At 69.4% G+C, this 12,217-nt stretch carries 6 protein-coding genes; all 6 read left to right on the top strand.

Translation table 11 applies throughout. From position 1 onward, the window contains the following. The first annotated feature begins 17 nt into the window (after nt 1-17). The 6 genes from YWM_RS25590 to YWM_RS0106735 all read left to right on the top strand — a co-directional run bounded on the left by YWM_RS25590 (nt 18) and on the right by YWM_RS0106735 (nt 11,901). Entirely contained in the window at nt 18-587 is a 570-nt protein-coding gene (locus tag YWM_RS25590; RefSeq protein ID WP_028850083.1) for a CGNR zinc finger domain-containing protein, read from the top strand. Between the two features lie 66 nt (nt 588-653). Continuing rightward, complete coding sequence (ald, locus tag YWM_RS0106755; protein WP_028850082.1) at nt 654-1,772, top strand: alanine dehydrogenase; 1,119 nt, start codon at nt 654-656, stop codon at nt 1,770-1,772. Between the two features lie 325 nt (nt 1,773-2,097). Then, a complete protein-coding gene (locus tag YWM_RS0106750; RefSeq protein WP_028850081.1) occupies nt 2,098-3,378 on the top strand; it encodes an ATP-binding cassette domain-containing protein in 1,281 nt (426 codons plus the stop codon). Continuing rightward, complete coding sequence (locus tag YWM_RS0106745) at nt 3,378-4,214, top strand: ABC transporter permease (protein ID WP_028850080.1); 837 nt, start codon at nt 3,378-3,380, stop codon at nt 4,212-4,214. Before YWM_RS0106750 ends, YWM_RS0106745 begins: the two co-directional genes overlap by 1 nt. A gap of 78 nt (nt 4,215-4,292) precedes the next feature. Then, nucleotides 4,293-8,072 carry an ABC transporter ATP-binding protein gene (locus tag YWM_RS22500; protein WP_084612233.1) on the top strand — a complete coding sequence of 1,260 codons (3,780 nt, stop codon included), beginning with the start codon at nt 4,293-4,295 and terminating at the stop codon, nt 8,070-8,072. A 127-nt stretch (nt 8,073-8,199) separates the two neighbouring features. Further along, on the top strand, nt 8,200-11,901 hold the full coding sequence (locus YWM_RS0106735; RefSeq protein ID WP_084612215.1) for a multifunctional oxoglutarate decarboxylase/oxoglutarate dehydrogenase thiamine pyrophosphate-binding subunit/dihydrolipoyllysine-residue succinyltransferase subunit: 3,702 nt from the start codon (nt 8,200-8,202) through the stop codon (nt 11,899-11,901). Nucleotides 11,902-12,217: the final 316 nt, after the last annotated feature.

The raw sequence follows: 12,217 nt of genomic DNA, 5'->3' as shown, positions 1-12,217 counted from the left end.
GTGGTTACACTCGCAGGATGCCTGCTACGCCGTCAGCAGCTCCCGGCCGGCTCGACGTCGTGCGGCGCCTGATCAACACGCGCGACATCGAGGCCGGAACCGACGCACTGAGCACCCCCCGGGGGTGCGTGCGCTGGCTGCGGCAAGAGGGCTTGCTCGCCCGTTCGGTCAGCACCTTCAGCCGCGCCGAGGCCGACCAGCTCGTGGCGGCCCGGGAAGCCCTGCGCTCCGCGTTGGCGGCCGGAGAGGGCGGGCTGGACGACGACGTGCTCGCCGAACTCAACTCGGCGGCCGAAGCCGCCTGCCTGACGATCCGGTTCACGCCGACCGGATCCTGGAAAGTCCACAGCAGCGCAGACGGCGTGTGGCAGGCCATCGGCCGCCTGGTGTCGATCGTGATCGAAGCGATGGCGGACGGCACCTGGTCACGACTGAAGGTGTGCGCCGACGACGGCTGCCGCTGGGCGTTCTACGACCGCTCCCGCGCCCGCTCCGCCCGCTGGTGTTCGATGCGCGTCTGCGGCAACCGGGCCAAGCAACGCGCTTGGCGGGCGCGCGAGGTCCCCCGCGGCCGACTTGTGCCATGACTTTGCCGCACGGACGCGCCATAGTGGAACCAGCACTGCAGCGCCGCAGGTGGGAGGTGGTCGGCCATGCGTGTCGCCGTTCCCCGCGAGAGGAAGAAGCACGAGTATCGCGTGGCGATCACGCCCGCGGGGGTTCGCGAACTGACCGAACGCGGCCACGAGGTGTCCGTGGAGACCGAAGCGGGCGTGGGTGCAGGCATCACCGACGAGGAATATCTGGCGGCCGGCGCGAAGATCCTGCCGACGGCCGAGGACGTGTGGGGCGACGGCGACCTGGTGCTGAAGGTCAAGGAGCCGATCGCCGAGGAGTACGGATTCCTGCGGCGGGATCTGACCCTGTTCACGTTCCTGCATCTGGCCGCGGACCGGGAACTCACCGAAGCGTTGCTGGCCGCGGGCACGACGGCGATCGCCTACGAGACCGTGCAGCTGCCCACCGGCACGCTGCCCTTGCTCGCGCCGATGTCCGAGGTTGCCGGCCGCCTCGCGCCCCAGGTCGGCGCGTACGCGTTGATGCGGCCCAACGGCGGCCGCGGCGTGCTGCCCGGTGGCATCCCCGGGGTGCACCCTGCGCGGGTCGTCGTGATCGGCGGCGGGGTGGCCGGTCTCAACGCCGCGCGCGTCGCGCTCGGCATGGGCGCGCACGTCGAGGTCCTCGACATCAACGTCGACCGCTTGCGCGAGATCGACCTGGAGTTTCACGGCGCCATCCACACGCTGACGTCCAACGCTTTGACGCTCGAGGAAGCCGTCCTGGAAGCCGACCTGGTGATCGGTGCCGTGCTGGTTCCCGGGGCCAAGGCGCCGACGCTGGTGTCCAACGATCTGGTGGCGCAGATGAAGCCCGGGAGTGTGCTGGTGGACATCTCCGTCGATCAGGGCGGATGCTTCGCCGACACCCGGCCGACCAGCCACGACGACCCGACGTTCCAGGTGCACGACAGCGTCTTCTACTGCGTGGCGAACATGCCCGGCGCCGTCCCGCGGACGTCCACGTACGGCCTGACCAACGTCACGCTCCCCTATGTGGTGCAACTCGCCGAGCACGGCTGGCGGGCCGCCGCCGACGCCGACCACGCGTTCGCGCTCGGGATCAACACGCACGCAGGCAAGCTGACCAACGACGCCGTGGCCGACGCACACGATCTTCCCGCGACACCGCTGCAGACCGTGCTCGAGTCGTGATCAACTCCCCGTGGGTGCTGCGCGGCGACGTCGGCCGCGCAAGATAGCCTGCCCGCTGTGCGGTTGTCGCAGACACTCCCGCCGTCCTGGGCGCGGGCCCGCCGACGTGCTCGGTGACCGGCGCAGAAAAAAAGAGGGGCGGCCCGCTCAACCAGCCTGGGGGTCACTGGGAGCAGGCCGCCACTACCACCATAGGGGAACGCGGAAAGTTGTGCGGCAACCTTCGCCAAATTCGTCGGAACGAACTGCGAATGGACCGATTTGTACGGCAGTATGGCGCAGCACGAGCTGTGCGGATCACCCGTGAACGGACGGAGAAGCTGTGATGCAGCATGACGGCAGTGGCCGCATCGTCGTACAGCACCTGAGTAAGAACTTCGGTGCGGTACAGGCGGTGTCGAACCTGAGTTTTACCGTGGAGCCCGGGTCGGTCACCGGCTTCATCGGCCCGAACGGCGCCGGTAAGACCACCACGCTGCGGATGATCCTGGGACTGGTGCGGCCGACCCAGGGCACGGCCACGATCAATGGGCTGCCGCACGACAAGCTGGGCAACCCGGCCACGGTCGTCGGATCGGTGTTGGAGAACGAGGGCTTCCACCCCAAGCGCACCGCGCGCAACCACCTGCGGGTCTACGCCGCGGCGATCGGCGTGCCGGACACCCGGGTGGACGAGGTGTTGAGCCTGGTCGGGCTGACCGACGCGGCGAACCGGAAGGCGGGCGGCTTCTCGCTCGGCATGCGGCAGCGGCTGGCACTGGCCGCCGCCCTGCTGGGCGACCCGCAGGTGCTGGTGCTCGACGAGCCCGCCAACGGCCTCGACCCGGAAGGCATCGCGTGGCTGCGGCAGTTCCTGCGCAACCTCGCCAGGGAAGGTCGCACGGTGCTGGTGTCGTCACACCTGCTTGCCGAGCTCGAGCAGACAATCGACCAGGTGGTGATCGTCAGCCGCGGGCAGACGGTGTACTACGGCAAGCTCGACGACCTGCGTAAGCAGCAGCAGAGCCGGATCCTGGTGCAGGCGGCGGACGGTCAGGCGCTGGTCACCGCGCTGAAGGAGCAGGGCGTCACCCGGGTGGAGACCATCGAGGACGGGCGGCTGGCCGTCTACGACTCCACCGTGCAGCAGGTCGGTGACATCGCCGCCAAGGCGGGCGTGGCGCTCTACGGCGTGCAGGAGGAGACCGCCGACCTGGAGCAGCTGTTCTTCCAGCTGACCCGCAGCCAGTACGCCGGGCAGCAGCCGGCGCAACCGTTCGCGGGACCGCAGGCGCAGCAGGGGCAATGGGGTCCGCCGCAGCAGCCCGGCATGCCGCCGCAGCAGCCCGGCCAGCAGTGGGCGCCGCAGGGGCAGCCGCAAGGTCAACCTCAGCAGTGGCAGCAGCCCCCGCAACCCGGCCAGCAGCAGTGGCAAGGCGCACCGCAGTGGCAGCAGCCGCCGGCAGGCCAACCGCCCCAGCAGCCGCCGGCAGGCCAACCGCCCCAGCAACAGCCGCAACAGTGGCAGCAGGGACAGCAGGGCCAGCAACCGAACCCGTGGGCCGGAGGGCCACCCGGCCAAGGACAGCAACCAGGCGACAGCGGTAACAGTGGAGGTCAGGGCTGATGGGCAGGTTGATCACCGCCGAGTTCCGCAAGATCTTCACGGTCAAACTGTGGTGGGCGCTGCTCATCCCGGCCGTCCTGCTGAGCTTGGGCTTCACGTGGGCGGGCTCGGCGCTCGGCACGCTCGGTGAACTGCAGGAAGAAGTCGGTGGCGCCGTCCCGTTCGCGCTCCCGGCATTCGCCCAGGGCATCAACTTCACCACCGTGTTCGCGGTCATCCTGGGCGCCACCGCGGTGACCAGCGAGATGCGGCACAAGACGATCACCACGACCTACCTGACCGGCAGCAGTCGTGGTGCCGTCCTGACCGCCAAGCTGATCACGTACACGGTCATGGGCCTGGTGTACGGCGTGGCCTGCATGGGCGCGGCCACCCTCGGCGCGTTGTTCGGCGGCGACCTGCCGGACGGTGCGCTGTGGTTCGAGCTGGCCGGGGTCGGCGTGCTCGCGCTGATGATGTGGACCCTGCTCGGGGTCGGCGCGGGCGCGTTGATCGGCAACCAGACCGGCGCGATCGTCGGCCTGGTGATCTACACGCTGATCCTGGAGCCGATCGTGGCCCAGATCCTGCGTAGCAACGACGCCGAGAAGATCCCGTTCTATCTGCCCAACGGCTCCGGTTCGGGCATGGTCAGCGACCTGTCGCTCGATTTGTTCGTGGAAGGGTTCCCCGGCGGACACGGCGACGACGTGGGCAGGGCGATCGAGGAGATCCGCGGCTTCCTCAACCTGGACGGTGCGCCCGCGTGGTGGGCGTCCATGTTGATCTTCCTGGCCTGGAGCGCGGTGATCGGCCTGTCCGGTTGGCTGGTCGCCAAGCAGCGCGACATCACCTGATCACGCCGACGGCCGGAAAACGCCTGACGGCGCGGGCCTGAGATTACGTAACCTGGCGGGGTGTCCGTACCGACCGAGATTCCCACCGAACCTCGGCGGCGGGCACCCCGCCCTTCTGTTCCGCCGCCGTCCGCGGGGTGGCTGCGACGGCTCGTCTCGGCTTGCTGGCGGCATCCGTGGCTGGTGGTGCTGGCGTTCGGCGCGGCCGTGCTGGGGGTCGGGGCGCTCGCTGCCGGGCCGCTGCTGGTCAAACAGGCCATCGACGAAGCGCTGGCCGGCGACACCGCCAGGCTCGGGGTGCTCGCGCTGGGCCTGATCGGCCTTGCCGTGCTGACGTTCGGCGCCGCGTTCGTGCGCCGCTACTTCGGCGGGCGGCTGGCGTTGGATGTGCAGCACGACCTGCGCCAACAGGTCTTCGGCGCGGTGTCCCGGCTCGACGGCGGCACCCAGGACTCCCTGCGCACCGGTCAGATCGCCTCGCGTGCCATCACCGACCTGCAGCTGATGGTCAGCCTGCTGATGCAGGGCCCGCTGTCGGTCGGCTCGGCGGTGTATCTGCTGCTCGCGTTGGGCGCGATGTTGTGGATGTCGCCGTTGCTGACGCTGATCGCCCTGGTGGTCACGCCCGCGATCGGGTTGGCCGTCGCCGCGGCCCGGATGCGCGTCTTCCCGGCGATCTGGTCGTCGCAGCAGCGGGCGGCCGACCTGGCCCAGCACGTCGAGGAAACCGTCACCGGCGTGCGTGTGGTGAAGGGCTTCGGGCAGGAGTCCCGCGAGGTCTCCCGGCTGGAGCGCGCGGCACGCAAGCTGTTCGGCGAGAAGCTGCGGGCCGCCCGGCTGACCGCGAAGCCGATGGCCTCGGTCGCCGCCCTGCCCGCGATCGGGCAGGTCGCCGTGCTGGCGGTCGGCGGCCTGCTCGCCCTCGACGGTGACGTCTCGCTCGGCACGTTCGTGGCGTTCGCGTCCTACGTCGCCGGGCTGGTCTCGCCCGCCCGGATGGTCACCAGCCTGATCATCCAGGCGCAGATCGCCCGCGCGGGCGCCGAGCGGGTGTACGAACTGATCGACGCCCAGCCCGAGGTGACCGACCCGGACGAGCCACGCGAACTGCCGTCCGGCCCGCTGTCGGTACGGCTGACCGACGTCAGCTTCGGCTACACCCGCGAGGACAAAGTGCTCGACGGGGTGTCGCTGCACGTCGACCCGGGCGAGACGGTGGCGTTGGTCGGCACCGCGGGCTCGGGCAAGTCGACGGTGTCGCTGCTGCTCCCCCGGTTCTACGACGTGCACGAGGGCCGGATCGAGGTCGGCGGGGTGGACGTGCGCGACCTGCGGCTCAACGATCTGCGGCGCGCGATCGGGGTGGTGTTCGAGGAAGCGTTCTTGTTCTCCACCTCGGTCCGGGACAACATCGCCTATGGTCGCCCCGACGCCACCGACGAGGAAGTCGTCGCCGCGGCGAAGGCCGCGCAGGCGCACGAGTTCATCGAGGACCTGCCCGACGGCTACGAGACGGTGGTCGGCGAGCGCGGGCTGACGCTCTCCGGTGGTCAGCGGCAACGCCTGGCGCTGGCGAGGGCGCTGCTGACCGACCCGAGGGTCCTGCTGCTCGACGACGCCACCTCCGCCGTCGACGCGAGCACCGAAGCCGCCATTCACGCCACCCTGCACACCGTCACCAAGGACCGGACCACGCTGCTGATCGCGCACCGCCGCTCGTCGCTGGCGTTGGCCGATCGGATCGCCGTGTTGGACGCCGGGCGGGTCGTTGACGTCGGCACCGAAGCCGAGCTGCGGGAGCGCTGTGCACTGTTCCGCGAACTGATCGCCGGCCCGGAAGACGACATCGAGCACCCCACGGCCATGCCTGCGGTGAGCGGCAACGGGGCCGGTGTCAGCGGCCGGCTGTGGCCGCGCTCGGAGCAGGACGAGGTCGACCGCCTGGCGGCCGTCGCGGAGAACCGTGCCGCGCCGGAGCCGACGGTCGGGCGCGGCGGCCCGGGCGCGCGCTTCAACGTCCCGCCGACGCCGGAGCTGCTCGAGAAGGTGCGTGCGCTGCCGCCGGCGCAGGATCAACCGCGCATCGCGGGGCTCGACCCGACCGCCGACGACCCGAACTTCCGGCTGTCGCGCCTGCTGCACCCGGTGCGGTGGCTGCTGCTCGCCGCCGTCGGGTTGGTCGCCGCGGACGCACTGGCCACGGTGGCCATGCCGTCGCTGTTCCGGGTCGGCGTCGACGACGGCGTCGTCGCCGGTTCGTTGACCGTGGTGTTGGTGGTCGCCGGGTTCGGGGCGCTGATCGCGCTGGCCAACTGGGCGGTGATCGCCGCCCAGACCGTGGTGACCGCCCGCGCCGGGGAGAGCGTGCTGTACCTGCTGCGCGTCCGGTGTTATGCGCACCTGCAACGGCTCGGGCTGGACTACTTCGAGCGCGAACTGGCCGGCAAGATCATGACCCGGATGACCACGGACGTGGACGCGCTGTCCACGTTCCTGCAGACCGGGCTGGCCCGCGCCGTGGTCAGCGTGCTCACCCTGGTCGGTATCGCGGGCGCACTGCTGATCACCGACGTGCCGCTGGCGCTGATCACCATGGCCGTGATGCCCGTGCTCATCGTGGCCACCGTGATCTTCCGGCAGAAGTCGTCGCGCGCCTACACCGAAGCCCGGGAACGCGTCAGCGTCGTCAACGCCGACATGCAGGAGAACGTCACCGGTCTGCGGGTCGCGCAGGCGTACACGCGCGAGAAGCACTCGGCGCGCGCGTTCGCCGACCGCAGCGACGCCTACCGGCGCTCCAGGCTGCGGGCGCAGCGCTACATCGCCACGTACTTCCCGTTCGTCTCGCTGCTGTCGCAGGTGGTGGAGGCCGTCGTGCTCTACGTCGGCACCAACCGGGTGGCGGTCGACGAGCTCACGCCCGGCGTGCTGATGGCCTTCCTGCTGTACCTGACGATGTTCTTCTCCCCCATCCAGGAGCTGTCCAGCATCTTCGACAGCTACCAGCAGGCCAAGGTCGGCCTGAACCGCATCGGGGACCTGCTCGCCACGCGCAGCTCGGTCCCACCGCCCGCGACACCGGTCGAGGTGCCCGAGCGGCTGCGCGGTGAGGTGCGGTTCGACAACGTGTCGTTCACCTACCCCGGCACCGACGAACCTGCGCTGCACGACGTCGACCTGCGCATCGCGCCCGGCGAGACGGTCGCGCTGGTCGGCGCCACCGGCGCGGGCAAGTCCACCGTGGTCAAGCTGCTGGCGCGCTTCTACGACGTCGGCTCCGGCCGGGTGCTCATCGACGGCGTCGACGTCCGCGACTACGACCTGGCGGCACTGCGTAGTCGCATGGGCATCGTGCCGCAGGAAGCCCACCTGTTCTCCGGCACGATCGCCGACAACGTGCGCTACGCCCGTCCCGACGCCAGTGACGCGGAAGTGGAAGCCGCCGTGCGCGCCGTCGGCGCGTTGCCTGCCGTGGCCGCGCTGCCGCACGGGTTCCACCAGCAGGTCGGGGAACGAGGCCAGAACCTCTCCTCCGGGCAGCGGCAGCTCATCGCGCTGGCCCGTGCCGAGCTGGTCGACCCCGACATCCTGCTGCTCGACGAGGCCACCGCGGCGTTGGATCCGGCGACCGAAGCGGCCGTGCTCGCCGCGAGCGAAGCGGTCTCCCGGTCACGCACCACCGTCGTGGTCGCGCACCGCCTGGCCACCGCGGCACGGGCGGATCGCATCGTCGTGCTGGAACACGGCCGAATTGCGCAGGTCGGGACGCATGCCGAGCTGCTCGCGTCGGATGGACCGTATGCCCGGTTCTGGTGCGCGGCCGAACGTGAATCTCTGCCAGTGATCCCAGGCAACTAAATGATTTGTCACGGGTTAGCCTGGAGGTGGCGCAAGCTGTGCATTCCGGTTACTACGAGCTCACGGATAGAGGCGAATCTCAGTCGTGACCACCAGTCCTGCCTCCCAGTTCGGTCCCAACGAGTGGATGGTCGAGGAAATGTACGAGCGTTTCCTCGCCGACCCGCAATCGGTCGACGCCGCCTGGCACGACTTCTTCGCCGACTTCAAGCCGACGCAAGGCGGCGACGGAGCGGCGAGCGCCAAGCGTCAGGCGCCGTCGGACTCTCGCCCGGACAGCCGACCCAACGGCGGTCGATCCACCGGCTCTGCTGAGCCGGCCTGGCCGCAGGCCCCGCAGCAGACCAAGGCCGCCGAGCCTGCGCCGCAGGCCACGCAGACGGCCGCGCCCAAGCAGCAGCCCGCTCAGCAGCAGGCACAGCGGCCTGCGCAGCAGGCACCCGCCAAGCAAGAGCCGAAGCCGGAAAAGGCCGCCAAGGACAGCGGCAAGGACGCCAAGGTGCTGCGCGGGATCTCGGCGGCGATCGCCAAGAACATGGACGCTTCGCTGGAGGTGCCGACGGCCACCAGCGTGCGGGCGGTCCCGGCGAAGCTGATGGCGGACAACCGGATCGTCATCAACAACCACCTCAAGCGCACCCGCGGCGGGAAGATCTCCTTCACGCACCTGATCGGCTACGCCATGATCCGGGCGCTGAAGCACTTCCCGAACATGAACCGGCACTACGAAGAGATCGACGGCAAGCCGCACGTCGTCACGCCGGAGCACGTCAACCTCGGCCTGGCCATCGACATGAAGGGCAAGGACGGGGCGCGCAACCTCGTGGTCGCCTCCATCAAGGGCGTCGAGGACATGACGTTCTTCGAGTTCTGGCAGGCCTACGAGGAGATCATCAAGAAGGCCCGCACCAACAAGCTGACCGCGGACGACTTCGCGGGCACCACGATCTCGTTGACCAACCCGGGCGGCATCGGCACCAACCACTCGGTGCCGCGGTTGCAGAAGGGTCAGGGCGCGATCATCGGCGTCGGCGCCATGCAGTACCCGGCGCAGTTCCAGGGCACCAGCGAGAAGACGCTGACCGACCTGGGCATCTCCAAGATCATGACGCTGACGTCGACCTACGACCACCGGATCATCCAGGGCGCCGAGTCCGGTGAGTTCCTGAAGAAGATCCACGAGCTGCTGCTCGGCGAGGAGAACTTCTACGACGACATCTTCACGTCGCTGCGGCTGCCGTACGAGCCGGTCCGCTGGGTGGAGGACATCCCGGACGGCGATGTCGACAAGACCGCTCGGATCATCGAGCTGATCGACGCCTACCGGATGCGCGGCCACCTGATGGCCGACACCGACCCGCTGAACTACCGGCAGCGTCGGCACGAGGACCTGGACATCCTCTCGCACGGCCTGACGCTGTGGGACCTGGACCGCGAGTTCGCCGTCGGCGGCTTCGCGGGCCAGCAGCGGATGAAGCTGCGCGACGTGCTCGGCGTGCTGCGCGACTCCTACTGCCGCACGGTCGGCGTGGAGTACCAGCACATCATCGATCCGGAGGAGCGCCGCTGGCTGCAGGAGCGGATCGAGGTCAAGCACCAGAAGCCGTCGCCCGGCGAGCAGAAGTACATCCTGAGCAAGCTGAACGCGGCCGAGGCGTTCGAGACGTTCCTGCAGACCAAGTACGTCGGGCAGAAGCGATTCTCGCTGGAAGGCGCGGAGACGGCCATCCCGCTGCTGGACACCATCCTGGACAAGGCGGCCGAGCACGAGCTGGACGAGGTCGTCATCGGTATGCCGCACCGCGGCAGGCTGAACGTGCTGGCCAACATCGTCGGCAAGCCGATCAGCCAGATCTTCCAGGAGTTCGAGGGCAACCTGGACCCGGGGCAGGCGCACGGCTCGGGTGACGTGAAGTACCACCTGGGCGCGGAAGGCAAGTACTTCCGCATGTTCGGCGACGGCGAGACCAAGGTGACGCTGACCGCCAACCCGTCGCACCTGGAGACGGTCGACCCGGTGCTGGAAGGCATCGTGCGCGCCAAGCAGGACCTGCTGAACAAGGGGCAGGGCGCGTTCACCGTGCTGCCGGTCCTGCTGCACGGCGACGCCGCGTTCGCCGGCCAGGGCGTGGTGGCCGAGACGCTGAACCTGGCGATGCTGCGCGGCTACCGCACCGGCGGCACCGTGCACGTGGTGATCAACAACCAGGTCGGCTTCACCACCGCCCCGGAGCACTCGCGGTCCTCGCAGTACGCCACCGACGTCGCCAAGATCATCGAAGCGCCGGTGTTCCACGTCAACGGGGACGACCCGGAGGCGGCGTGCTGGGCGGCCAAGCTGGCCGTGGAGTACCGCCAGGCGTTCAACAAGGACGTCGTGATCGACATGATCTGCTACCGGCGGCGCGGCCACAACGAGGGTGACGACCCGTCGATCACCCAGCCGAAGATGTACGAGATCATCGACTCCAAGCGCAGCGTCCGGAAGACCTACACCGAGGCGCTGATCGGGCGGGGTGACATCTCGGTCGAGGAAGCCGAGACCGCGCTGCGGGACTTCTCCAGCCAGCTGGAACACGTCTTCAACGAAGTGCGCGAGCTGGAGAAGCACCCGATCAAGGCGAGCCCGTCGGTCGAGGGGCACCAGCAGGTGCCTGCGCAGGTGCCGACCGCGATCGATCGGAAGACCATCGAGCGGATCGGCGACGCGTTCGTCAACCTGCCGGAGGGCTTCACCCCGCACCCGAGGGTCAAGCCGGTGCTGGAACGCCGCTACAAGATGTCCCGCGAAGGCAACATCGACTGGGCGTTCGCCGAGCTGATCGCGTTCGGCTCGCTGGCGCTGGACGGCAGGCTGGTCCGGCTGTCCGGACAGGACTCCCGGCGCGGCACGTTCACCCAGCGGCACGCGGTGCTCATCGACCGCAAGACCGGCGAGGAGTACGCGCCGCTGCAGCACCTGAGCGAGGACCAGGGCCGGGTGATGATCTACGACTCGGCGCTGTCGGAGTACGCCGCGGTCGGCTTCGAGTACGGCTACTCGGTGGCCAACTCCGAAGCGCTGGTGATGTGGGAGGCGCAGTTCGGCGACTTCGTCAACGGTGCGCAGACCGTCATCGACGAGTACATCTCGTCCGGCGAGGCGAAGTGGGGCCAGCTGTCCGACGTGGTGCTGCTGCTGCCGCACGGACACGAGGGCCAGGGCCCGGACCACACCTCCGGCCGCATCGAGCGCTTCCTGCAGCTGTGCGCGGAGCACTCGATGACGGTGGCGGTGCCGTCCACCCCGGCGAACTACTTCCACCTGCTGCGCCGCCACGCGCTGGACGGGGTGAACCGGCCACTGATCGTGTTCACGCCGAAGTCGATGCTGCGCAACAAGGCGGCGGTGTCCCAGCTCGACGACTTCACCGAGCCGTCGAAGTTCCTGTCGGTCATCGACGACGACCAGGTCGACCCGGCGAAGGTCAGCAAGGTGCTGCTCACCTCCGGCAAGCTCTACTGGGAGCTGGCCGCCGAGCGGGCCAAGCGCGGCAGGGACGACGTGGCGCTGGTCCGCATCGAGCAGTACTACCCGCTGCCGAAGGACAAGCTGCGGGCGGCGATGTCGCGCTACACCAACGCCGAGCGCGTCGTGTGGGTGCAGGAGGAGCCGGAGAACCAGGGCGCCTGGCCGTTCTTCGGACTCAACCTGCCGCGGCGGCTGCCGGACGTGTTCACCAGGCCGCTCGACCTGGTGTCCCGGCGTCCGATGGCGGCGCCGGCCACCGGGTCCAGCAAGGTGCACGAGGTGGAGCAGAAGGCGCTCATCGCCAAGGCATTCGAGTAAACCTGGTTCGGCATCAGCTGGTGGCCGGTCGCGCTCGGCGTGGCCGGCCACCAGGCTTTTCGGCCGCCGGTGCGCCGTTGCGGCGCCCCAAGGCGGGCGGCAGGTAACCCTTCACCAGGCTTTTCGGCCGCCGGTGCGCCGTTGCGGCGCCCCAAGGCGGGCGGCAGGTAACCCTTCACCAGGCTTTTCGGCCGCCGGTGCGCCGTTGCGGTGCCCCAGGGCGGGCGGCAGGTAACCCTTTTGCGGACACTCGGCATCACATTGCCGTGATCGTCTAGCCACCCGACCGTCCGGACGGTAAGGTATCGGCAGCCGG

The organism is Thermocrispum municipale DSM 44069, assembly GCF_000427825.1.
Lineage (GTDB): Bacteria > Actinomycetota > Actinomycetes > Mycobacteriales > Pseudonocardiaceae > Thermocrispum > Thermocrispum municipale.
The sequence above is the reverse complement of the archived record's forward strand: the minus strand, read 5'-3'. Positions and strand labels throughout refer to the sequence as shown.